Origin of the sequence: Planococcus sp. CPCC 101016 (assembly GCF_007859295.1) — a bacterium.
Taxonomy (GTDB): domain Bacteria; phylum Bacillota; class Bacilli; order Bacillales_A; family Planococcaceae; genus Planococcus.
This window is the reverse complement of record NZ_VOHB01000002.1, coordinates 456,689-481,160: the sequence shown is the minus strand read 5'-3', so window position 1 is coordinate 481,160 and position 24,472 is coordinate 456,689. Positions and strand designations below refer to the sequence as shown.

Sequence of the window (24,472 nt, the reverse complement as noted above, 5' to 3'; positions counted from 1 at the left end):
ATTCATCCATCTGAATTTCCAGGGAAATAAAAAAACGTACGCTATTAACCAGCGTACGTTCTTCCTATTATTTATTGGCTTTATGCACTTTCAAGATCTTTCCTTTTACAGTTTTATCTTTCATCGCTTTCAGAACCATAGGACCTTTGCCATTTAGAATATCAATGTAGGTAACCGTATCCTGAATTTTGATGATTCCGATGTCTTCAGCCGTTACGCCAGGAATACTTGTCAAAGTTCCGACGAAATCAAAAGCACGGAGCTTCTTTTTCTTGCCTCCGTTAAAGTATAGCTTAAGAATATCTTTATTAACTTGCTCATTTTTATTTCTCTTCAATTTCGGACGGCTTTCAAGTTTTTCTGTAAAGTCCGGCATCGCTTCTTCAACCTCAGTGATTGAAGGAGCAGTTCTGCGCGGAATTTCAAACCCGATATAGTCTTCAATTTCTGTTAAAAACTTGTCTTCGTTTGGCGTAACGAACGAAATCGCTTTTCCTGTTTTTCCAGCGCGTCCTGTACGGCCGGCACGATGCACATAACTTTCTTTTTCCATCGGCAGATCGTAGTTGATAACATGCGTAATACTGTCAATATCAATTCCTCGGGCCGCAACATCCGTCGCTACCAAGTAGCGGAATTCTCCACGTTTAAAGTCGTTCATGACCGCAGTACGGTCTTCCTGCAGCATTCCGCCGTGTAATTTATCACAGGTATAATAATGCTTTTCCAATTGTTCCATGACAAAATCGACATTGTCTTTTGTCCGGCAGAAAATAATACAGCTATCCGGATTCTCAATAATCGTCACGTCACGCAATAAGGAGAACTTTTTCTGTTCAGCTACAACAAACAAGGTATGATCGATTTGAGCTGTCAAATTTTCTGTTGAGGCAATTTCAATATGTTGAGGGTCGATCATATACTTTTTCTGCAAGTTTTCTACATTTTCAGGCAAAGTTGCTGAAAACAGCATAGTCGTACGCTGCTTCGGCAACTTATTAATAATCGATTCAACCTGTTCCACAAAGCCCATATTCAACATTTCATCCGCTTCGTCGAGAACCAAGTACTCGATTCGCTCCAGATTCAGTGTACCGCGTTCGATATGGTCAAACACACGACCCGGTGTTCCGACTACAACATGGCATTTCTGCTTTAATTCAGCTTGTTGGTAGGCAAAAGGCTGCTTCCCATAGACTGCCGCTGCTTTGATGCGTTTAAAGCGGCCAATATTTGTTAAGTCTTCTTTTACCTGATCCGCCAATTCACGTGTAGGCGTCAAGATTAACGCTTGAGGTTTGTTTTCCTCCCAATCAACCAACTCACAGATTGGAATCCCGAAAGCGGCTGTTTTTCCGCTTCCTGTTTGGGACTTTACTGTTAAGTCAGTCTTTGACAGGGCGACAGGAATGACTTTTCTTTGCACTTCTGTCGGTTCTGTATAGCCTAGTCCTTCAAGGGCTTTTACGATTGGTTCACTTATTCCGTACTCATTAAACTTTTTATTGTTCATAATTGCTCTCCATCTCCGTTCAAAAATTTCAGGTTCTCCTATTATCGCACGGATTAGAAAATTCTGCCGTTAAACGATTATTAAGATTTATCCCATTTCAACGGCTGCTATGGACTGAAGATGCCTTTTTTGAGTGAATCCTCTTTTATTGATCCAACAAACTGACTGAGACTTTGACATCCAGCGACTGGCTGCCGCCCCGGTAGACACCCTGAACCGGACTGACGTCGTTATAATCTCTTCCGACGCCGACTCGTATATGATTTTCCAGCGCTTCGACGTTATTGGTTGGATCCAAGCCCACCCAGCCTATGCCGGGAACCATCACTTCCACCCACGCATGACTTGCTGCATCACCAACAAGTGCAGAATTTTCCCCGACATACAAATAGCCGCTGACATAACGGGCTGGTATGTGCTTACTGCGCAGAATGCCAAGCATAACGTGGGTAATATCCTGGCAAACCCCTTTTCTCAACTCAAAAGATTCTTCCGCTTTCGTATCGACTGTCGTTGTTTCGCCGTCGTAGGTGAAATGATTATGGATGTATTCCATCACATCAACCGCATACTGTACCGGATTTTTCATGATTCCGAGTTCTCGGTCAATTTGCTTCATTTGATCAATTGTCAAATACGTATAGGCGGTATTACTTAAAAATGCCAGATAATGCTCTCCGAATAATTGCGAATGAAAAATAGCACTCATTTCCGGTGAATAATCAATTCGATGAATAAATGGACTTTTTTGAATGCTGACAATCGACGTTGTCTTCACTTCCAAATGTTGATGGTGCTCTGCAATGAAAAAAGTTTCAACGTGATTGCCCCAAATATCAATATGTTCTTTGGTAAGCGAAGCCGGCGTGATTTCTGCACGATAAGACAATAGCCGCTGGCACTCATCAGTTCTCGGCTTTAAACGAATCGAGTTCATGCTCTGATCTACAATAGTTTCATATTCAAATACGTTTGTATGCTCTACTTTATATTTCATTGAAGTTATTCCTTTCGTGCCCATGCTCTGTGATTGGCTGGACTCCATCGGTTTTGTCTCAGAATCACTTAAGTAATAGGTTTTTGAAAAAACTTGTCCGACTTCATTGCAGCCATTTTGGAAATCATTTAGAAAGTCCATAATTTCATCTGAGTTCAGCTCGTCTATATTAATTTCTTCAAACTCCTCCTGCAACTGATCGAGCTTTGCATAAAGCTCCCACGAATAATGAGAAATTTTCCCGCCTTCCAGCTCATCAATCGCCCGGCGGACATGAGTGAGGCAATAACGGATTGAACGCGGAAAATTTGTATTGGCAATTAGGAATGTCAGCACTTTCTTTGGATTCATCTGCGGCGGATTCATTTTCAAGTAAGCATTATAGCCATTTGTCATTCGCAACGCAGCCAACCAATAATAATAATCTTCGGATTGAACTTCGAATACGCGCTCTCTTGTACGTTCACAAACAACATTTAGAATACGTGCTGTTTTCTCAGCGCGTTCCAGCCATTTAGCGATTTTAATAATTTGATAGGCCACTCCCCGGGACATAGAAGACTCCACGATTCCTTGAGTGGTCAATGATGTCAGCTTGACTTGTTCAAGAAATTCACGCATTTCCTTGACGGTGCAATTTTGATGGTCTATTTCTTTTAAAGTTAAATAACAGCGATTCCAGGCTTCCCAGTAATCATCCGGAATATGGTCTCTACTGATTCTCGCATTTTCGCGAACGACTTTTACACAGCTTGCAACAGAATTAAAGTTGGTTTCTTCCATAGCCAGGTAATGGACAAGCTGGTCCTCCTGGTAGCTGGGCATGGCTTTGATCTGCTCCATCGTTTCTGTCGAAGCACAAATTTCATAAATCAGCTTCCAATCACCGTCGCGGATCAATTCTTCATCAGCAGCTTCGATCATTTGCAATAATTGCACATCCAAAATACGGGCGTTGTTCTCAGCTCTTTCAACATTTCTTGACATCCAATACAAAGAATTTGCTACGCGGCTAAGCATTAGGCGTCCCCCTCTTCTTCTCTTTTCTTGAACACCCATGTATCTTTGCCGCCGCCGCCCTGTGAAGAGTTCACAACTAACGAGCCCTCTTTTAAAGCAACTCGCGAAAGTCCGCCCGGCATAACATGCGTATCAACTCCACGGACCACAAAAACTCTTAAATCAACATGGCATGGGTAAAACTCTTCTCCTTGATATGCAGGAGCCCTGGATAATTTGATGGTTGGCTGCGCGATATACTGATGAGGGGATTCAATAATTTTTTCGCGGAATTTTTCAATCAGCTCTTCCGAAGCATGCGGCCCGACCAACATATCGTAACCACCCGAAGCACCGACATTTTTAACTACCAATTCGTTTAAATGATCCAACACCCATTCCCGCTCTTCCGGGTTATCTAATAGGTAGGTTTTAACATTATCAATGATGGGTTCTTCATTCAGGTAATACCGGATCATATCCGGTACATAGGCGTAAATGGCTTTGTCGTCCGCTACTCCATTGCCGATGCCATTCAGGATAGCCACGTTGCCTTTTCTATAGGCCAGCAGCAAGCCCGGAACACCCAGTGCCGATTCTGCCAGGAAAGCTTCAGGGTCCAAGTAATCATCGTCAATTCGGCGGTAGATAATATCCACACGCTTCAAACCTCGGATTGACTTCATATAGACGATATTCTTTTTGACGATCAAATCCCGTCCTTCTACCAAATCAATCCCCATCTGCTGCGCTAAAAACACATGATCGTAATAGGCAGAATTGTACATTCCAGGCGTTAACAAGACCGCAAAAGCTTTGTCTTTTCTCGATTCCGGTGCATGATCCAATATCGCTTGATGCAAATGGGATAACTGGTGCTCGAGGGTATGAACCGATTGATTGGCGAAAAATTCGGGGTAGACTTGACGCATAACATACCGGTTTTGATAAACATATGACAAGCCTGATGGGTTGCGCAAATTATCTTCGAGTACATGATATTTTCCGTTTTCGTCCCGGATCAAATCGATTCCGGCTAAAAAGATATGATTTTTCAGTGGAATATCAATATCTTTCACTTGTTCCTCATAATAATAAGGATTTTCTTCGACTAAACGCCTCGGAACAATTCCATCTTGGAGAATTCGCTTGTCATGATAGACATCTTCCAAAAATTGATTGAGCGCTTCCGCCCGTTGGATCATTCCTTTTTCCACCACTTCCCACTCTTCGGAAGGAATGATGACCGGAACAAAATCAAAAGGCATCGTTCTCTCTGTACCGACATTATTGTTATAGACAGTAAACGTGATGCCTTGCCTTAAAAACGACAATTGGGCTGTTTCATGTTTTTCTCTCAATTCTTCTGCCGAAAAGTTTTGAAGCACTTCAAAGAATTTCTTGTAATGCGATTTCGGCTTTCCCTGCGGTGTAAACATTTCATCAAAAAATGCTCCAGTTGAATATGTTTTAAACAAATGAACAACCTCCTTAAAACGTAGAATATTCAGATAAAATGAATTAAGAAAAAAGCTATGCCGTTTCAAGAAACGCACATAGCTTATCTTAGTTCTATTATACCAAATTTATTTTCCGAATGTTGAATCATTTGAAGATGAACTATCTTTTTTCGACGAATCATCGGAATCATTTTTTTTCAATGATTCGGTATACGCCGTGCTGCCTCCGTAAACCCCACCTGTCGGTTTATCGGTATTTGAAGAAATATTGTCGGATGAGCTTGTAGTGGATTTGTCGCTTGTTGAGCTGCTGCTCTTCTCAGCATTTCCACCGATATCATCCTGCAATGTCTTATTAGCTTTGTCCAATGCTTCTTTTTCTTTGTTCATCATTTCCTGCTGCGCATCAATTGCAGTTTTTACTTTATCCACTGCTTTGTTGACAGTCGGCTTCACTTTATCAACCATGCCGCCTGATTGCTCATTTAAGCGATCGAGCCCTTTTTTAATATTCGCTTTCATATCTGCTTTGCTAGTTTGAGAAGTTCCACCTGTTTCCGTCTTCTGTTGAGTCATTGCTGCTCCAATTACAGCACCAAGACCAATCAATACAAGTTTACCGAACATGCCGCCTGATGAATTTCTAGCCATATGAATCTCCTCCTTATTTTGTATAAATCACTGTGTATAAAGTATTGACTAAATCACATAATTCTAAACATTTTAACTAAAATAAAAGACACCTCAAAATGTTCTGGGTGTCTGGGTTCTGCCGCTATGAATCTAATCTTCCCTCTTCTTTCAGAACCTGTTCGAAAGCCTCTACAACTTCCTCATCGTATTGAATTCCCCTCAAACTGTTAATCTCAGCCATTGCATATTCGACAGAAAAGGCAGATCGGTAAGCTCTGTCTTCCGTCATCGCATCGAACGTATCGCAGACGCCAATAATTTTTGCTTCTATTAATATTTCATCGCCTTTAAGTCCAAACGGATAGCCTCTTCCGTTAACACGCTCGTGATGCTGTTCCACAATATCGGCAATATCGGCATAAGGAGTGTCACGAATCATAGCAGCCCCATCACCAGGATGCTTCTTCACCATTTCAAATTCTTCATTTGTTAATTTGCTCGGTTTCTTTAAAACTTCTTCCGGAATATTAATTTTGCCGATGTCGTGGAGGATGGAAGCCAAAAATAAATTTTCCATATGCTCTCTTCTCAATTTCATTTTAGTAGCAGTTTTTACTGCATAATTAGCTACTCGAGAGCTGTGATTAAAAGTATAGCGATCCTTTTGTTCTACAGCGGCTCCAATTTTTCTTAATTCGCTAATAACTTCACTAAGATAGTGAAATGTAGGAGCAGTAGATACAGATAAAAAACTTACCTCTGTTAAAGCAGTAAAATGAACTGTTTCTTCTAAACTTTTAGCAGAAATAAAATCATTCTCTCTAAGTTGAATTCTTTCATCGTTAATTTCTACTTCTAAAACACCATTTAGTATATAAAAAAATTCATGAACTGACGCATCTTTACCAGGAAAAAGAATGATTAACTTATCCTTCATCACTGTTTGTTTGATTATTTCGAGACCGTCCCCTCGTCCTAGTAAACTTATAAAGGTTGACTCATTATTTACTTTTTCTAGATATCCATTTTTTAATATATCTAAGCCTTTCACAAGTTCACTTCCTTCTAAAAAACTATGAGAATTCAGAAGATTATTCTGTACTCTCATAGTACTCTACAAGCGTGCTATTATACAAATCGTTTCACCAACCTACTACTACCATCGGATCAATCATAGCAAATCGGTCAGCGAACTCGACTCTAATCAATTCAGGTCTCGTATTAATGCCAGCTTCTCTAGCAGCTTTCATTCCATTTTTAGTCAGTTCTCTTGTCGTCGCTTTCAAGTCGTTTATTAATGTGTTAATTTTCTTATTATATACAGAATACAATTTATTTTTTTCTGAAATACTCTCGACGCTCTCTACTTCTAATTGATAAGCTGCGAAAATTTCTTCTGAACTTTTTTGAGCCTTATTAATCTCAGACTCAATTTCAGCATTGACTAAGTTAATATTTTCTATCGCTTTAGTGATTTCCGGCGTCATCTCTTTGCTAGTGTCATATTTCACAGGTGGGATATCAGTTTGTGCAAATGCACTCGTACCTAAAACCATTGCCATAATCAATGAAAACAAAACAGCGATTAAACTCTTTTTAAACATATCTTTTCCCCCTAGTTCTATTTAGGTAGCAGGCATTGAAATTCCAAACTCTTATAAGTGAAAATAAATAACATCTCACTATAATTTGACTTAAAATACCAGCTCTTACCTTCTATAGTATATACTCAGTAGGTCTTTTGCACAACTAGATATTGCATTATTTAGATAAAAGACATGGTTTTTACATATATGAAATCTAGTTGAAAAGCAGATTATCAAATTACTGTCAAAGTTAAAATAAACTCATATTTCTAACATAATTTTATTATTCTATTTGTGCCTAAGTGGCAATTCCACATAAAAAGCTGTGGCAGAACTTGCTCTCAAGTTCTGCCACAGCTCTTAATCAACAATTCTTTTTTATTACGGCAATACAGTCGTCCCCATTAGGAAACGATCACATTCACGAGCCGCTTCACGGCCCTCATTAATAGCCCACACAATTAAGCTTTGGCCACGGCGTACATCTCCCGCTGCAAAAACGCCTTCTACATTGGTTGTGTATTTTCCGTATTCCGCTTTCACTGTGGAATTCGCTTCTGTTTCTACTTCTAATTGCTGGATCAGGTCCTGTTCTGGTCCGCTGAAACCGATAGCAATCAATACCAAATCCGCTTTCCATACCTTTTCAGTTCCTGGAATTTCCTCACGAATCCGATTGCCTTGTTCATCGATTTTCAACTTCACATTCACTGTATGCACTTCTTTGACTTTTCCGTTTTCATCGCCGACAAATTTCTTTGTCATGACCGCATAGGCTCTTGGATCATTTCCAAAAGTGGCAGCTGCTTCTTTATGGCCGTATTCTATCCGGTGAACTTTCGGATATTGCGGCCACGGATTGCCTTTTTCATCACGAATCGCACCTTTTTTATCGTAGACATCAAACTGTACAAGACTTTCACAATCGTGGCGTACAGAAGTCGCCAAGCAGTCAGTTCCTGTATCTCCGCCGCCAATGACGATTACGTTCTTGCCCTTCGCAGAAATATAGTTGCCATCTTCAAAATTCGAATCCAGCAGACTTTTCGTGCTGGTGTGCAGGAAGTCCATAGCAAAGTGAACACCGTCAAGATCACGGCCTTCTACATCAATATTGCGGTGGACAGTCGCCCCTGTACACATGACCACAGCATCGAAATCATCTTTCAATTTAGAAGAAGGGTAATTTTTTCCGACCTCTACACTGGTAATGAAAGTGATTCCTTCCTGTTCAAGAAGTTTTACACGTCTTGTGACCATGTCATAGGATAGTTTCATCTCAGGAATTCCATATGTCAGCAATCCGCCTACACGGTCGCTTTTTTCAAATACGGTCACCAGATGACCCGCTTTGTTCAATTGAGCAGCAGCCGCAAGTCCTGCTGGACCTGAACCGATTACTGCCACTTTTTTGCCGGTCCGTGTTTTAGGCGGTTCCGCTACTACCCAACCTTCTGCAAATCCACGTTCGATGATGGAACGCTCTACTGTACGGATTGCTACAGGCGGTTCATTGATTCCCAATACACATGCACCTTCACAAGGAGCCGGACATGCTGTTCCTGTAAATTCCGGGAAGTTGTTCTTCAAATGTTCACGGTGCAAGGCTTCTTTCCATTGTCCACGGTAAACCAAATCATTCCACTCCGGGATGAGATGATTTACCGGGCAACCGGTCGTCACATTATCCAGTTCCATTCCGGTATGGCAAGTTGGCACTCCACAGTCCATACAACGCGCACCTTGTTTAGCTACTTCTTCATTTGACAGAGGGATTGTATAATCGTTCCAGTCTTTTGTACGTTCAGCTGGCTGACGCTCTTTGAGTGTCTGTCTGCCATATTCCATAAATCCTGTTGGTTTCCCCATTATTTCCCTCCTACTCACAATTTCTCATGTTGAAATCCATGAGTTTCTACTTTAGTTAGTAGAAACCATTGGATTTTTATTTAGATGCACAAGAAAGCCCGATATTTTGGTCTGCTTTTCTATGTCCAGACTTCTGCACCTAGCTCTTCGGGACGCAAGCCGCTTTCGCTTTTCTTATTTCCCGGCGTTCGCCATTTTGCTTTCTTCAAAAGCAGCCATTTCAGCTTCGGATTTCGCCATGCCGCTGCTTTGCAGTTTGTTGATTCTTTCGTTGATCTGGAGGTAAGCTTTCGGGATAACGCGCACAAATTTAGCAGAATAGATTTCCCAATGAGCCAATAAGCGGACTCCGTTGGCGCTGCTTGTGTAATGTACGTGCTTCTCGATCATTTCTCGCAGTTCTTCAATTTCTGCCGGATCGGCAAGCGGCTGCAAATGAACCATTTCCGCATTGCAACGTTCGCTGAACGTGCCTTCTTCATCGAGGACATACGCTACGCCCCCTGACATGCCGGCTGCAAAGTTTTTCCCGGTTTGTCCAAGAATTGCTACACGTCCGCCTGTCATGTATTCACAGCCATGGTCGCCCACGCCTTCGACGACAATTTTCGCTCCACTGTTTCTGACAGCAAAACGCTCGCCTGCCACTCCATAAATATAAGCTTCGCCAGCGGATGCTCCATAGAAAGAAACATTGCCGATGATAATATTTTTCTCAGGGATGAATGTTGAATCCAATGCCGGATAGACCGTAATCTTACCGCCCGACAGTCCTTTTCCGACGAAATCATTGGCATCGCCGATTAAGTTCATCGACATCCCTTTTGGAATAAACGCTCCAAAGCTTTGACCTGCAGACCCTTGGAAATTCAGATTGATAGTGTCGTCAGGCAAACCTTCCGCACCATAGCGCTTCGAGACGGCACTGCCAATGATCGTTCCTGTAGCTCTATGAATATTGCGAATTGCTGTTGCCACTTCGACTCGTTCACCGTTTTCAATGGCTTTACGGCAACGAGGCAATAGTTCCTGATGATCCAAGGTTTTTTCCAATTCGTGATTTTGCTTAATCGTTGCATAGCGTCCCACTTTTTCCGGCAGGTCCGGCTGATACAACAATGCGCTCAAATCAATGCCGCCTGCTTTCCAGTGATCAACTGCCTGGTTTGCTTCGAGGACATCTGTGCGGCCGATCATTTCATTGATCGTACGGAAGCCCAGTTCAGCCATCAATTCACGGGTTTCCTGTGCGATAAAGCGCATGAAGTTTGCAACATGCTCCGGATCACCGCCGTATTTTTCGCGCAGTTCAGGATTCTGAGTCGCAATGCCGACTGGACACGTATCCAAATGGCAGACGCGCATCATGACACAGCCAAGTACAACTAGAGGCGCTGTTGAGAATCCGAATTCTTCAGCACCCAGAAGAGCCGCTGTTACTACATCACGGCCAGTCATCATTTTACCGTCTGTTTCAACGACAATCCGATCGCGCAGTCCATTTAATAGAAGTGTTTGATGCGTTTCAGCTAAACCAATTTCCCACGGCAGACCTGTGTGTTTCAGACTGGTTTTTGGTGCCGCTCCCGTTCCGCCATCATAGCCACTGATCAATACAACATCAGCGCGGCCTTTTGCAACACCGGCAGCAATTGTTCCAACTCCGACAGCTGATACCAATTTGACGCTTATACGGGCAGTTGGATTTGCATTTTTCAAGTTGAAAATCAATTCAGCTAAATCTTCGATTGAATAAATATCATGGTGTGGAGGTGGTGAGATCAATTCGACCCCTGGTGTAGAACCGCGAACTTCCGCAATCCAAGGGTAGACTTTTTTGCCTGGCAAATGTCCACCTTCTCCAGGCTTCGCCCCTTGCGCCACTTTGATTTGAATTTCATCCGCATTCACTAAGTAATGGCTGGTTACACCAAAACGTCCGGATGCTACTTGTTTAATGGAACTACGGCGATTATCGCCATTTTCATCTGGAATAAAGCGGGATATTTCTTCTCCGCCTTCACCTGAATTGCTTCTTCCGCCTATGCGGTTCATTGCAACAGCAAGTGCTTCATGCGCTTCTTTACTGATAGAGCCGTATGACATAGCTCCGGTTTTAAAGCGGGCACATATTTCTTCAATGGTTTCCACTTCTTCAATCGGCACTGGCGCCTGTTTCTTAAATGACATCAAGCCGCGCAGCGATTGGAGATTCGCTTTTTCATCGGTTAAGAGGTTGCTGTATTTTTTGAAGACTTCGTAATTATTGGTACGGCATGCATGCTGCAGTGTATGGATGGTCTTCGGGTTATACTGATGATTTTCACCATTTTCTCGGTATTGGAATTCGTCGCCAGACTCTAGAGCCTGATCGTCCCCTTCGGCAACCGGATAAGCTGCTTCATGTCTCATCAGCACTTCTTTCGCAATGATGTCTAAGCCGATTCCGCCAAGACGGGAGGACGTACGAGTGAAGTATTTATCGATTACATCCATATGGATGCCGACTGCTTCAAAAATCTGCGCACCGCGATAGCTCTGAATAGTTGAAATTCCCATTTTGGATAGGACTTTAATGATGCCGTCGGTAACAGCTTTCACATATGTTTGTTCCGCTTCCTCAAAGCTGATATTCGGAATATCTTCAATTTCAACCAAATTTTTAATTGTATCGAAAGCCAGATATGGGTTGATGCCTTCTGCTCCATAACCGAGAAGTGCCGCAAAATGATGGACTTCACGAGGTTCGGCAGATTCCAGCAAAATACTCATTTGTGTACGGGTGCCTTCACGGATTAAATGATGGTGTAAGCCCGAAACTGCCAATAGAGCAGGAATTGCTGCATATTCTTCATTGACGCCGCGGTCAGACAAAATGATCAATGTGGCGCCTTCTTTAAGCGCTTGATCTGCTTCTGCAAAAATAGCATCTAATCTTTGCTCCATTGCTTCCGCTCCAGCATTTTTAGCAAACAACATCGAAATTGTAGCGGATTTGAAATCAGCGATATTCTGCTGACGCAATTTCTCAAGTTCCGCATCTGTCAAAACCGGTGTTTCCAACCGGATATGGCGGGCACTTTCAGGAGTCGGTTGAACCAGATTCCCTTCTGCACCGATAGTTGTTCGTGCTGCTGTAATAATATGTTCACGAATCGCATCAATAGGAGGATTCGTTACTTGAGCAAACAACTGTTTGAAATAATTATAAAGAAGCTGTGGTTTTTTCGATAAAACAGCCAAAGGCGAATCATAGCCCATTGAACCGACAGGATCTTTGCCGTCAGTCGCTAATGGCTTAATGATTTTTTGAACTTCTTCCATCGTATAGCCGAAAGCCAGCTGCCGCTTGATTAAAGGTTGTGTTTCGTTAAAGTTTGATGGCTTTGTCGGCTCTGGAAGATCTTCCATATCGAACATATTTTTTTCGATGAAATCTTTATATGGCAACTCTCCTGCAATTTGAAGTTTGATTTCTTCATCAGGAATAATTTTGCCTTCTTCCAAATCGACCAATAGCATTTTACCTGGGCGCAAGCGATCTTTGTAGATGATGTCATCCGCAAAGATGTCCAACGCGCCCACTTCTGAACCCATGACGATCATGCCGCTCTTCGTCACATAATAACGGGCTGGGCGCAGGCCATTTCGGTCAAGACAAGCAGCAATCTGTTTGCCATCAGTAAAGACTAATGCAGCAGGTCCATCCCATGGTTCCATCAAGGTGCTGTGGTACTCATAAAAATCTCTTTTCTCCTGTTTGATGGTCGGATCATTTACCCATGGTTCAGGAACCATCATCATCGCTGTGTGTGCCAGTGATCTTCCAGACAAGTGCAAAAATTCAAAGCAGTTGTCAAACATTGATGAATCACTGCCAGTTTCATCGATAACAGGCAGTACTTTTTGAAGATCCTGTTCACTGAATGCAGGAGATGCACAAAGCATTTGACGAGCGCGCATCCAATTGACGTTTCCTCTTAGGGTATTGAATTCACCATTATGGATAGAATAGCGGTTAGGGTGTGAACGCTGCCAGCTTGGGAAGGTATTTGTACTAAAGCGAGAGTGGACGAGAGCCAATGCTGATTTGAATTCAGGATGGTTGAGGTCAATATAAAATGAATCTAATTGTTCCGGAATAAGCATGCCTTTGTAGACGATTGTACCTGCTGAAAGGCTGCTGAAATAAACGTCTTTGAAATCTTCTTCGCCGACCATTGCCTGTTCGATCCGCTTACGGATAATGTATAGCTTCCGCTCAAGGTCTATGCGGTTTTCCAATCCGTTTGCAGCGCCAATGAATACTTGGCGAATAACAGGTTTGGTTTTTGATGCGACTTTACCAACGAATGAATCATTTACTGGGACCGGACGCCACCCAAGACAAATTTGCCCTTCTTCCTGAACGATTTGGTGAATCATTTCTTTTGTCTTCATACGCAAATCGTAATCCTGCGGCATAAAGAGCATACCGATGCCATACTTGCCTTCTTCAGGCAATGTAATACCTTCTTTTTCACATTGCTTCAAGAAAAACCGATGGGGAATCTGCGTCAGGATACCAGCGCCATCTCCTGTACTCGTATCTGACGATTGGCCTCCGCGATGTTCCAGGTTACACAATATATTTATCGCATTTTGAACGATTGCATGTGATTTTTTACCGTTAATATTGGCGATCATCCCTATTCCGCACGCCTCATGTTCTTGCTCTGGATGATAAAGCCCTTGTGGGATTGGATACTCTTTCTTGCTCATCAAACCGCCTCCTTCATTACACTGATGTGTCATAATATTTTGATAGTATATCATAAGTCTGAATATATATACAATTCCTCCGAGTAAAAAAATATTTATTCTGAGGCCAAAATCCTATGATTACGTTGAAAACGCTTCCATTCGCATTTATTGAGCGACATATACTCATAAGATTATAATGAATAAATATACAAGTCTGACAATTTGAAAATAGAGAAACCCGTATTTTATATGGAGTTTCTCTACTTATATTTATTCAATTATTTATCGCATCAAAAGAATGAATTGCCTCCAGAAATGCTTCACCATACTTTTCAAGCTTATTGGCTCCCACTCCAGTAACTTCTAAAAATTCTGATTCATTCTTTGGTCTTCTCGCTACCATATCTTGCAGTGATTTATCAGAGAAAATGACAAAAGGAGGTACCCCGGCTTTATCAGCCAAACTTTTACGAACTACACGCAACTCTTCAAATAAAGGATCATTTGAAGCGATGCGTTTAGTGACAACAGCACCTTTTCTTAACACTTTCCGTTTTCCAAGCAGCACATCTCTTCCGCCGTCAGGCACATAAATTGTTGGAAATGAACCTTGTTCTACTGCCAACAATTCCTGAGAAATCATAAATTCAATTAGGTTTGAAACTTCCTTGGCGTTTTGGTGTTTCAGAATTCCATAGGTCGACAGCTTATCAAATCCGAAATCCAGCACTTTTTTATTGCGGGAACCGGTCAGCACCTGAGCAGTCATCGCTTTGCCGAACTTTTGCCCCATACGGATGACACATGACAGAACCATCTGGACATCTTTCGTAACATCCATGCTTTCACGGTCATCCAAACAGTTTCCGCAATGGCCACACGGTTCAGCAGCTGTATCTCCGAAGTAATGGATAATAAACTGCTGCAGACAACTTTCGGTGTGGCAATAATCAACCATGCCCTGCAATTTCACCAGTTCACCCGGAATGCGGCTAGGGTCTTGTGCTTGATCTATCAAGAACCGCTGGGTCTGGACATCTTGAGAGGCGTACAACACAATACATTCACTTGGCAAGCCATCACGGCCTGCACGGCCTGCTTCCTGGTAATAGCTTTCCATATTCTTCGGCAATTGATAATGGATAACAAAACGTATATTGGATTTATCAATACCCATACCAAACGCATTTGTTGCAACCATGACAGTAACTTCGTCATTCAGGAACCGCTCCTGCCCGAGCTTTCTTTCATGATCCGGCATGCCTGCATGGTATTTTGCTGCTTTAATGCCTTTCTTCAAGAGCATCTCATACACTGAATCCACAGTTTTTCGGGTAGCTGCATAAATAATGCCTGCTTCCTTATCATTTTTCGCTACGTATTCTTTTACGAAGCGCTCCCGGTCTTGGCCGCGTACGACAGAAAACGTCAAATTGGCACGTTCGAAACCAGTCATGACGGTGTGCTCTTCTTCAATATCTAGGATCCGGCAAATGTCTTCACGTACTTGAGGGGTGGCAGTGGCAGTAAGGGCAAGTACCGTCGGGTTATTGGGAAACAGTTCAGTCATGCGACTGATCAAACGGTAGCTTGGGCGGAAATCATGGCCCCATTGGGAAATACAGTGGGCTTCATCGACAGCAATCAGGGGTACATGAACTCCCTGCAGTTCATTGAGGAACATCTCCGAATCCAATCGTTCAGGCGCAATGTAAAGCAATTTGACGGCACCGCGTTGAACATCCATCAGCGTCTCACGTACTTCATCAAAACCGAGGGAACTGTTTATATAAGCAGCCGGTATGCCGGCTGCCAAAAGGGCATCTACTTGGTCTTTCATCAATGAAATCAAAGGCGACACAACAATGGTGGTTCCTTCCATAACAAGCGCGGGAATTTGGTAGCACATGGACTTGCCGCCGCCTGTCGGCATGACGCAAATCGAATTATGCCCTTCAAAGACCTGCGTAATGGCTTGTTCCTGGCCGACCCGAAAAGACTCATAGCCAAAATGGGACTGCAGTAATTTTTTCGCGCTTTCCAACAAAATAGAACACTCCTAATACTCGTATCGTATGAGTTAGCTTACCACATTTTTGCGCCTTTTTCTTTGGTTAAATCTTAGGAAGAAGGGTAGAAAACCATAAAAAATCGCCCCATGAGCATAAGCACTCAGGACGATTGTTTATTTTTCCACTTTTTCGAGCAAAAAGAAAAACGCTTGGGTATCTCCTTTAAGGTCCATCATACCGAGCAACAAATTGTCATTTACTTTCCGAAGATGATCATGGATCGGCAAATGGTCATAAATGATAGCAGCACTCAGTTTTCCGCGAAATTCAACCATGCGCATACGCGCTTCTCCGCCTGCTGCCTCCGTTAACTTCTGTTTTGACATAAAAGGCACCGGATCAATCGCAACCACTTTTCCTTTTATAAATTCAAAAAGAAGTGGATCTACATTGTCCGCATCATGGAATGCTTTGCCATACCACTTTAATTTCTTCAGTATCCCATCCAAAGGATGGCCGGTATGAAAATCTCTTCCTTTCCAAGTCCCAAGAAGAAACTCTAAATCTACTGTCTCCAAGGAATCGAATAGTTTACAGGCAGTATGAAGATCCGTTTTCCCTTCTTCCAGGATGGCAGCAATCTCTGCTTGAGGCTCCATACTCATACCCCTCCTTTTAAATTTCCATCTCCCAACGTTTCGCTTCCTCTTCTTTCATTTGCTTTTCAGTTTCTTCAGGGAAGGCAGTACGGAATTTATGTGTATCAAGAGGGATGATTTCCACCATCTTCGCAATCATGTCAGCTGGATCGTATTGATTTTCCAAAGCTTTGTCCGCCTCTTCCATATCTTCTTTCCGGGTGAAATGAATGGCTTCATCGTACCATTTCCACTTCGCTTCTGCACTGCGGTCATTAAAGCCTGTTGCAAAAGCCCCAGGATTGATGGTCGCTACTTGTACTCCGTGGCCTTCCAGCTCTTTCTGCATCGTCGTCGCAATAGCTTCGATGGCGTGCTTAGTCGCAGTATAGGGTCCGACGTATGGCGTCGCCATAATTCCAGCCATCGAAGACATGAAAATGATTTTCCCTTTTCCTTTAGCTACGAATTTGCGCGCTGCAACTTGGGCAGTCTCTAAAGTACTGAAGACATTGACCTCGAATAATTCCCTGAAATTAGACATCGGCACTTCTGAAAGCGGACCGCCTTCATTGACTGCAGCATTCGCGACGAAAATATCAAAGTCGTACTCCAGCATCTGCGCCAAGTCCTGCGGATTTTTAATGTCCATTTTAAAGACGTCCAAGTCCACTCCTTCTGCTACAGCTTCCTCCCGCAACGCTGTAACTTGCGGAGCCGTTTCGACTGGCGCAATCACTTTATGCCCTTGTTTTGCAAGACCAAATGCTGCCCCTTTCGCCAGTCCGCTTCCTGCTCCTGTGATAAATATCGTTTTACTCATTTAAATCATCCTCCTGGTATACATTTTTCATATACCTTATGTCTTCCCGAAGGGACATGAGATAAACAGACTTCGATAAACTTGAATTTTTCCGACTCCTCTCACTTTTCTGCAACAAAAAATGCCTTTCCTTTATATAAAGGAAAGGCATTTTTATTGGGCTTATCGGTAATTAGTTTGTAGCGACTCCATAACTACCCATACGGCGTTTAACTTGAATGAAAGATGCAGCTTCGGCAATCTCATGCTGATTGAGCGGCTGGTCATCCAACATTAGATTGTAGTCGTTTAAGAAACTGGTATTTTGAAGATCCACATTGATTGTCCGTTCGCTGCGATCCAACAAACTGTCGACTGATACCTCAAAATAATCTGCAAGTCTTTCGAGATGCACTACAGACACTTGTTTCTTTCCACTTTCATAAGCCCAGACCGTACTTTTTGCAAAGCCGATTTCTTCTGCCAACTCTTCAGTAGATAGTCCTTTTGCTTCTCTTAAGTCCTTGATTCGTTTGCTTAACTGTTTCATTATATGCTCCTGCTCCCTAATTAATATTCTAACTATTTTAAATATACTGCACCTTGCGCTTTTTCACAATCTTTTTTGGATAATTCTTTAAAAAAGTGTGAATAATTAGTGAACACTAACTAATCATTACTAAATATGGAAAATTAATAGGATATTTATATTACTGATTTTACCATTTTAAGAACTATTCGAAATAGCAGGTAAATAGACACTTTAAATTTTCATCACTTTCATTACCAGAAAGTCTGAATTAGTTAATTATCTTAATCAGAAATTAATAACTATTTCAAAAAAATAATTGTTTTAAAAACTATTTAAAATTTTATTAATAAAAAGTTTATTAAAGCCTTTTGTACTAGTTTATAAATTTTTTTTGATTTTTTTAACTAAAAAAAGTATTATGTTAGAATAAACAAATGGAGGTTAGTATGATGTCTGAAAAGTATTCTAGACAAGAAATTGTCAGCAGTGTTCCTCAAAAAGGCTTTTTTGGTCATCCCAAAGGGCTATTCACGCTATTCTTTACAGAGTTCTGGGAAAGGTTCTCCTACTATGGAATGAGAGCCATTCTGGTTTTTTATATGTATTACGAAATTTCCGAGGGCGGTCTTGGTCTTGATCAAACCACCGCTTTATCCATCATGTCCATTTACGGATCGCTTGTTTACATGTCCGGAATTATCGGTGGTTGGTTAGCCGATAGGATATTCGGTACATCAAAGGCTGTTTTTTATGGAGGAATTCTCATCATGCTTGGGCATATCGCTCTAGCGATTCCCGGCAACCTTGCTTTATTCTTCGTCTCCATGGTATTAATTGTTCTGGGTACCGGTTTATTGAAACCGAATGTATCGAGTGTTGTTGGTGAAATCTACGAAGAAAATGATGACCGCCGAGATGCCGGATTCAGCATTTTCTATATGGGAATCAACATGGGAGGCTTCCTCGCACCGTTGATCGTCGGTACTGTAGGAATGAGAATCAGCTTCCATTTAGGTTTCAGTATTGCAGCAGTCGGAATGTTCCTTGGCTTGGTCATTTTCTTAGTTACAAAGAAAAAGAATCTGGGTCTGGCAGGAACCGTTGTGCCGAATCCCTTATTACCTTCAGAACGTAAAACAACGATCAAAATCTTTACAATCGGCGCATTAATCATTGCAGCAGCCGTAGCAATCGGTATCCCGACCGGATTGCTGACATTTGATAGCTTTGTGGCGATTGTCGGTATTTTTGGTATTTTAATTCCAATCGCTTATTTCACGGTTATGTATCGGAGTAAAAAGACAACAGAAGTTGAGCGCTCGCATCTATTGGCTTACATTCCCTTATTTATCGCCTCTGTCATGTTCTGGGCAATCCAGGAACAGGGATCAACTATTCTTGCCGCATACGCGGACACCCGTACGAACCTTGAGTTTGCAGGAATCACCATTTCTCCTGCATGGTTCCAGTCCTTGAATCCTTTGTTCATTATTATGCTAGCTCCGGTCTTTGCATGGCTATGGGTTAAACTTGGAAGCAAACAGCCGTCTATTCCGCAAAAATTCTCACTCGGCCTGTTGTTTGCAGGATTATCGTTCCTGGTTATTCTATTGCCGGCATATTTTGGCGGACCTGCTGCATTAGTTAATCCACTCTGGCTTGTCCTTAGTTATTTCATCGTTGTACTTGGCGAACTTTGCCTTTCTCCTGTGGGATTATCAGCGACAACCAAATTGGCTCCTGCAGCATTCTCAGCGCAAACCATGAGTCTGTGGTTCCTATCAAATGCTGCTGCTCAAGCAATCAATGCACAGTTGGTCAAATTCTACACAGTGGAAAACGAAATGATGTATTTCGGAATCATCGGAGGCGCCTCAATTGCCCTCAGTATCCTATTGTTCATCTTCGCACCACGCATCCAAAGCTTCATGAAAGGCGTCCGGTAACAAGAAAAGCGGAAGCAGCCGTTTAGCCTCGACAAGCGCTGGAAGCCTAACCGGTAATGGCGTTCTTTGCCATTGCTGGTTAGGCTGAAGCGACTCGAGAGGCTGGCTGCTGAAGCTAGACACAAGAAAAGCGAAGGCGTCCATGTTCTTTAACATAAAAATGCCCGGCAGTTTAAATCTGCCGGGCATTTTTTTATGTTTCTTCTATAATACTAGTTTTCGACGATCATTCCCATTTGCCTTGCAAAAGCGATAGCCTGATCTGACGATACCTTGCACCCTTGAAGTTTTTCAATCGATACCTGGATGCTGTCGAAGGTGTTGCTGCTTAAGTCGATGCCCTTTAGGCTCGTTTCTGTAAAGTTAATGTCATTCATGTCACATTTATGAAACTCGCTGGTCTTCAATTCCATTTGATAAAAATCCGCAAAGTGCATAGAGGAAGAGACAAAACTCACAGTATTGCATAAGGAAAAACCGAAAACGGCATAATTCAATACGCATTCATCAAAAAGCGTATGGCGGATTCCAGCTTCAGCAAAATTGGTTCCAACCAATTTGGAATTGCGGAATTCCGCCCGATGAAAAACTGTCCGGCTCAAATCGGCATTCGACAAATCACAGTTCAAAAAAACCACATCGACAAACTCCGAACGCGGCCAACTGGTTTCTAAAAAATTGACGTTTTCAAAAACAACATTGTCGATATGAAGAGCGTCTTCCGTGCTGAAATCAATCGTTTCCTGCGAGATTCTGCAATTGCTTACGTACTGGTCACCATCTATGGCCGCTGCAAAAGAACGGGTTTCCAGTTCCTTTGGGATAAGCGGTTCCAACCTTTTGCTTTTCTTCATAACCGACTGATTCTCCTCTTGAGCAAACAAAAGACTGCCTCGATGGCGAAGCAGCCTTTTGTTGTCTGAAATTATTTTTTCACTAATTCTTTATCCAAGCATTCATCAATGACCTCAGGCAAGTCAATTCGGTCTTCTGTCACTTCCACCTGGTACACTTTATTGTCGTGCATGAATTTGAAGATGCCGTTATCGAAATCTGTCCCGATTTCCTTGAAGAAGATCCCTTCGAGCTGACAATTTTTTGATTGGGTAAAATTAATTTTGTAGCTCTCCTCATCCTTCACCAAGTAACAGCGAACGCCTTTTTCAAACTCATCCCCTTCGACGCCTTTCACTGTACGCGCCAACGAAACGACATGAAGATCGACAAGTGGAATCTCACGCAACAACATATTCAGGAATGAACCTTTGGTAATTTCTTCCCATCTGCTTCTTGCCGTCTGTCCGATAATAATTTGCGTAATATTAAATTCGTGAGCCACTTCTGCAATCACTTTTGCAGAGGGGCGTTTTTCATTATCACGAACCATAAATTCTTCAGCTTCGTATTCTTCAGCAAGCTCTCTCCAGCGTTCAATATAAGATGCTTTTTCAGTATCGAACTCGTTAATGGATGACTGATCCACCGTTAGAATATACAACGGACAATCCAGCATGGTAGCAAGTTTATTACCCCGATTGATCAAACGTTCGCCATTCGGCCCGTAAAAAACACATACCAGGATGCTCTCATCCATCCGTCCTCTGATTTTCTTCATTTATGTTCACCCCTCTGGGAATATAATTCATATCCTGACTTTCAAAACTATGAAATTATACTTCTTCCTTTACATAAAATCAAGGGTTTCAATAATTTTCAGATTTCCTAGTTAAAAAAACTTGCCGGCCTTTTTCTTACCAGCATTGGCTGGCAAATGAAAAAGCCAAGGTTTTCCTGTATAATTTATATTGGCTGCTTTGAGAGCTCATCAAACAACAGCAAAGGTGAAATCTACTTTTCTTTATTATATACCCGCTCATTAATTTTTCCATTCATACTCGCTTTTCTATCCCAATACCGGAGGTTCTGCTGTGCATCTATTGATTTTAGCCATATTGATTCCTTTTATCGCTACCGCTTTGATCCCACTCATACATAAACGAACTGGAGCCTTGCATATCGGCTGGCTCGTGCTGCTTGTACCACTTGTTCTATTCACTATTTTCGTCTTTCAGATCCCCACTATTTCAACTGACGAAACCCTGATCCAAACAGTCAATTGGATTCCCTCGATAGGCATAAACTTTACAACTTATCTTGATGGCCTCAGTTTGATCATGGCTTTACTCATTACCGGCATGGGGAGCCTTGTCGTTCTCTACTCCATCTACTATTTATCATCATCCGATTCTTTTCCGCATTTTTACGCCTATTTGCTGCTGTTCATGGGAGCTATGCTCGGCGTTGTCCTATCTGATAATCTCCTTGTCCTATACGTCTTCTGGGAATTAACCAGTATTTCTTCCTTTTTGTTGATCGCTTTCTGGTATCACCGGAAAAATTCCCGCTACGGTGCCCAAAAGTCTTTATTGATCACCGTGTTTGGCGGATTCGGAATGCTTGCCGGATTTTTAATGCTCCATTCCATGACCGGAACATTCAGCATTCGGGAAGTTGCAGCTGTCATGGGGCAGTACACCGATCATAGCTTGTTTTATCCGGCCATGTTCCTGGTGCTGCTCGGCGCATTCACCAAGTCTGCCCAATTCCCTTTCCACATTTGGCTGCCGGACGCTATGGAAGCACCAACTCCGGTTAGTGCTTATCTGCATTCTGCCACCATGGTTAAAGCAGGCATCTATTTGGTTGCCCGCTTTACCCCGACTTTCGGCGGCGATGCTGCTTGGTTCTGGACAGTCACACTTGTCGGGCTTGTCACTTTATTCTGGGGAGCTTTCTGCGCTGTCCGACAGACCGACCTGAAAGCGTTGCTCGCCTATTCCACTATCAGTCAACTCGGTTTAATTATGAGCCTTTTCGGTCTTGGTTCAGCAGCCCTCCATTTTGGAGCCGGCAGTCAAGGTGAAATTTATGGCTTGGCCGTTTTTGCAGCATTGTTCCATATGGTCAACCACTCCACGTTTAAAGGCGCCCTTTTCATGGTGGTCGGCATTGTCGATCACCAGGTGGGAACGCGTGATATCCGGCGCTTGGGTGGATTGATGGCATTCCTGCCTATCACCTTTACATTCGCTGTCATCGGCAGCTTTTCAATGGCCGGACTTCCTTTTTTTAATGGATTTCTAAGCAAAGAGATGTTCTTCACGGCTTCCGTTAACGCGGCGGGACTTCCAATTTTCGAAGTCGCAACCTGGGGCTTACTGATTCCTATCATTGCGTGGATCGCTTCTGTGTTTACTTTTGTATATTGTATGATTTTTGTTTTCCGAACTTTCTTTGGTCCTTCTCATTTGAAGAAACTGGATAGAAGACCGGTGGAACCTTCAATTGGAATGCTGATTTCTCCAGCCATTCTATGCGTTTTAATTATCGCCTTGTTCTTCATGCCAAACCTATTAGGTGACCACTTGCTGAGGCCCGCGTTGAATGGCGTCATTCCTGGAATTCCAGGAGCATCTCCCCACATTTCAGCGTGGCATGGTTTTAATACCGAATTATTTATGACCTTAGGAATTATCGTTATCGGAACGGTCCTTTTCCTTACCATCCGCAGCTGGTACAAAATCTATCGCTTGCAGCCTGCGGGATGGACTTTCACTGTGCTGTACAATTCTTTTCTGAAGGATTTGAAAAGGGTTTCTAATTGGATTACCACGCATTATATGACCGGACATCTCCCTGCTTATTTTGCTTACATCTTCTCTTTCTTTATTGCTGTATCTGGCGGGGCATTGATTTTCACCGGCGCCTTATCCATTGACTTGTCCGCCGATTCCCCAGTCAGCGTTTACGAGGGCATGTTGACTGCCGTCATGGCGATTGCCGCCATAAGTATCCTGTTTGCCAAAAAGCGCCTGACAGCTATTTTACTGAATGGTGTACTGGGTTTCTCTATCGCTATTTTCTTCGTGTTGTTCCGTGCACCGGATTTGGCTTTGACACAATTGGTCATCGAAACAGTGACCACTGTATTATTCCTGCTGTGCTTTAATTTCTTGCCTGAATGGACAAAAGACAATGCTTCAAAACGGATAAATATTCGCAACGCGATTATTGCCATCGGCGCTGGAGTTACGGTCACACTGATTGGACTGACCGTAAACAGCGGAACGCTATTCACCAGCATTTCGGGCTATTTTGAAAATTCCTATGAACTTGCCGGTGGAGACAATATTGTCAATGCGATTCTTGGAGATTTCCGTGCTTTTGATACAATGCTTGAATCACTTGTTCTGTTCATTGCCGGACTCGGCGTCTATACGTTAATCCGCTTGAAACATGGAAAGGGGCCGGATAAAGATGAGCATCAATGACGTGATATTAAAAACTGTTTCAAAAGCTGTCGTTTTGATTATTTTAACGTTCGGCATCTACCTGTTTTTATCCGGACACAACCAACCAGGCGGCGGCTTCATTGGAGGATTGGTTATTGCTTCTGCTTTCGTGTTGATGTTTTTGTCTTATGATTCAGAAACCGTCAGTGAAGCATTGCCTATCGACTTTAAAAAACTTTCTGCATTCGGTGTATTGCTGGCCATGACGAGCGGTGTTGTCCCTATGTTTTTCGGCGAGGCCTTCTTGAGCCAGAGTTTCGGCTACTTTGATTTGCCGATTTTCGGTAAGACTGAACTTGCCACTGTCACCATATTTGAAGCCGGCATCGCGCTGACAGTTGTTGGTGTTGTCGTGAATATTATTCTTAGCATAAGTGAGGATGAGTAGCC

Annotated in this window: 17 protein-coding genes; 3 read left to right on the top strand and 14 right to left on the bottom strand. The window is 42.6% G+C overall.

All coding sequences use genetic code 11. From position 1 onward, the window contains the following. Positions 1-67: 67 nt before the first annotated feature. From FQV26_RS02225 to FQV26_RS02170, 12 genes are all read right to left on the bottom strand, one after another. Positions 68-1,513 (bottom strand): DEAD/DEAH box helicase, encoded by a 1,446-nt coding sequence (locus FQV26_RS02225; protein ID WP_146555740.1) that lies wholly within the window; start codon positions 1,511-1,513, stop codon positions 68-70. Positions 1,514-1,658: 145 nt separating this feature from the next. Further along, positions 1,659-3,530 (bottom strand): alpha-E domain-containing protein, encoded by a 1,872-nt coding sequence (locus tag FQV26_RS02220; protein WP_146555739.1) that lies wholly within the window; start codon positions 3,528-3,530, stop codon positions 1,659-1,661. Continuing rightward, positions 3,530-4,987: a circularly permuted type 2 ATP-grasp protein gene (locus tag FQV26_RS02215; protein WP_186759596.1), complete on the bottom strand. Its 1,458-nt coding sequence runs from the start codon at positions 4,985-4,987 to the stop codon at positions 3,530-3,532. The genes FQV26_RS02220 and FQV26_RS02215 overlap by 1 nt, the downstream gene beginning before the upstream one ends. A 108-nt stretch (positions 4,988-5,095) precedes the next feature. Beyond that, positions 5,096-5,620 carry a hypothetical protein gene (locus FQV26_RS02210; protein ID WP_146555738.1) on the bottom strand — a complete coding sequence of 175 codons (525 nt, stop codon included), beginning with the start codon at positions 5,618-5,620 and terminating at the stop codon, positions 5,096-5,098. Positions 5,621-5,744: 124 nt separating this feature from the next. Then, positions 5,745-6,653 carry an HD-GYP domain-containing protein gene (locus FQV26_RS02205; protein WP_146555737.1) on the bottom strand — a complete coding sequence of 303 codons (909 nt, stop codon included), beginning with the start codon at positions 6,651-6,653 and terminating at the stop codon, positions 5,745-5,747. A 91-nt stretch (positions 6,654-6,744) separates the two neighbouring features. Then, entirely contained in the window at positions 6,745-7,206 is a 462-nt protein-coding gene (locus FQV26_RS02200) for a hypothetical protein (RefSeq protein ID WP_146555736.1), read from the bottom strand. A gap of 363 nt (positions 7,207-7,569) precedes the next feature. Then, positions 7,570-9,057: a glutamate synthase subunit beta gene (locus FQV26_RS02195; RefSeq protein ID WP_146555735.1), complete on the bottom strand. Its 1,488-nt coding sequence runs from the start codon at positions 9,055-9,057 to the stop codon at positions 7,570-7,572. Positions 9,058-9,231: 174 nt separating this feature from the next. Then, the gene (gene gltB, locus FQV26_RS02190) at positions 9,232-13,818 is read right to left on the bottom strand and encodes a glutamate synthase large subunit (RefSeq protein ID WP_146555734.1); all 4,587 of its coding nucleotides are present in this window, start codon (positions 13,816-13,818) and stop codon (positions 9,232-9,234) included. 256 nt (positions 13,819-14,074) lie between these two features. Beyond that, positions 14,075-15,847, bottom strand: coding sequence for a DNA helicase RecQ (gene recQ / locus FQV26_RS02185; RefSeq protein ID WP_146555733.1), 1,773 nt, complete (start codon positions 15,845-15,847; stop codon positions 14,075-14,077). 138 nt (positions 15,848-15,985) lie between these two features. After that, positions 15,986-16,471 carry a DUF4334 domain-containing protein gene (locus tag FQV26_RS02180; protein ID WP_146555732.1) on the bottom strand — a complete coding sequence of 162 codons (486 nt, stop codon included), beginning with the start codon at positions 16,469-16,471 and terminating at the stop codon, positions 15,986-15,988. Between the two features lie 16 nt (positions 16,472-16,487). Then, complete coding sequence (locus FQV26_RS02175; RefSeq protein WP_146555731.1) at positions 16,488-17,273, bottom strand: SDR family oxidoreductase; 786 nt, start codon at positions 17,271-17,273, stop codon at positions 16,488-16,490. A 172-nt stretch (positions 17,274-17,445) separates the two neighbouring features. Then, on the bottom strand, positions 17,446-17,802 hold the full coding sequence (locus FQV26_RS02170) for a helix-turn-helix domain-containing protein (protein WP_146555730.1): 357 nt from the start codon (positions 17,800-17,802) through the stop codon (positions 17,446-17,448). Between the two features lie 431 nt (positions 17,803-18,233). On the opposite strand from FQV26_RS02170, the gene FQV26_RS02165 reads away from it, so the two are divergent. After that, a complete protein-coding gene (locus FQV26_RS02165) occupies positions 18,234-19,730 on the top strand; it encodes a peptide MFS transporter (protein WP_146555729.1) in 1,497 nt (498 codons plus the stop codon). 212 nt (positions 19,731-19,942) lie between these two features. Here the strand turns inward: FQV26_RS02165 and FQV26_RS02160 are convergent, their stop codons facing one another. Both FQV26_RS02160 and FQV26_RS02155 read right to left on the bottom strand, forming a co-directional pair. Then, positions 19,943-20,584, bottom strand: a complete 642-nt coding sequence (locus FQV26_RS02160; RefSeq protein WP_146555728.1) for a pentapeptide repeat-containing protein — start codon at positions 20,582-20,584, stop codon at positions 19,943-19,945. Positions 20,585-20,655: 71 nt separating this feature from the next. Continuing rightward, on the bottom strand, positions 20,656-21,345 hold the full coding sequence (locus FQV26_RS02155; protein ID WP_146555727.1) for a universal stress protein: 690 nt from the start codon (positions 21,343-21,345) through the stop codon (positions 20,656-20,658). 313 nt (positions 21,346-21,658) lie between these two features. On the opposite strand from FQV26_RS02155, the gene FQV26_RS02150 reads away from it, so the two are divergent. Then, positions 21,659-24,061, top strand: a complete 2,403-nt coding sequence (locus tag FQV26_RS02150) for a Na+/H+ antiporter subunit A (RefSeq protein ID WP_146555726.1) — start codon at positions 21,659-21,661, stop codon at positions 24,059-24,061. Next, a complete protein-coding gene (locus FQV26_RS02145; protein WP_146555725.1) occupies positions 24,048-24,470 on the top strand; it encodes a monovalent cation/H+ antiporter subunit B in 423 nt (140 codons plus the stop codon). Before FQV26_RS02150 ends, FQV26_RS02145 begins: the two co-directional genes overlap by 14 nt. The last annotated feature ends 2 nt before the right edge of the window (positions 24,471-24,472 follow it).

Coding starts and splice junctions, on each gene's coding strand:
- FQV26_RS02145 (WP_146555725.1), top strand. CDS start 24,048: ATGAGCATCAATGACGTGATATTAAAAACTGTTTCAAAAGCTGTCGTT.
- FQV26_RS02225 (WP_146555740.1), bottom strand. CDS start 1,513: ATGAACAATAAAAAGTTTAATGAGTACGGAATAAGTGAACCAATCGTA.
- FQV26_RS02170 (WP_146555730.1), bottom strand. CDS start 17,802: ATGAAACAGTTAAGCAAACGAATCAAGGACTTAAGAGAAGCAAAAGGA.
- FQV26_RS02155 (WP_146555727.1), bottom strand. CDS start 21,345: ATGAAGAAAATCAGAGGACGGATGGATGAGAGCATCCTGGTATGTGTT.
- FQV26_RS02175 (WP_146555731.1), bottom strand. CDS start 17,273: ATGAGTAAAACGATATTTATCACAGGAGCAGGAAGCGGACTGGCGAAA.
- FQV26_RS02200 (WP_146555736.1), bottom strand. CDS start 7,206: ATGTTTAAAAAGAGTTTAATCGCTGTTTTGTTTTCATTGATTATGGCA.
- FQV26_RS02180 (WP_146555732.1), bottom strand. CDS start 16,471: ATGGAGCCTCAAGCAGAGATTGCTGCCATCCTGGAAGAAGGGAAAACG.
- FQV26_RS02160 (WP_146555728.1), bottom strand. CDS start 20,584: ATGAAGAAAAGCAAAAGGTTGGAACCGCTTATCCCAAAGGAACTGGAA.
- FQV26_RS02220 (WP_146555739.1), bottom strand. CDS start 3,530: ATGCTTAGCCGCGTAGCAAATTCTTTGTATTGGATGTCAAGAAATGTT.
- FQV26_RS02165 (WP_146555729.1), top strand. CDS start 18,234: ATGTCTGAAAAGTATTCTAGACAAGAAATTGTCAGCAGTGTTCCTCAA.
- FQV26_RS02210 (WP_146555738.1), bottom strand. CDS start 5,620: ATGGCTAGAAATTCATCAGGCGGCATGTTCGGTAAACTTGTATTGATT.
- gltB (WP_146555734.1), bottom strand. CDS start 13,818: ATGAGCAAGAAAGAGTATCCAATCCCACAAGGGCTTTATCATCCAGAG.
- FQV26_RS02195 (WP_146555735.1), bottom strand. CDS start 9,057: ATGGGGAAACCAACAGGATTTATGGAATATGGCAGACAGACACTCAAA.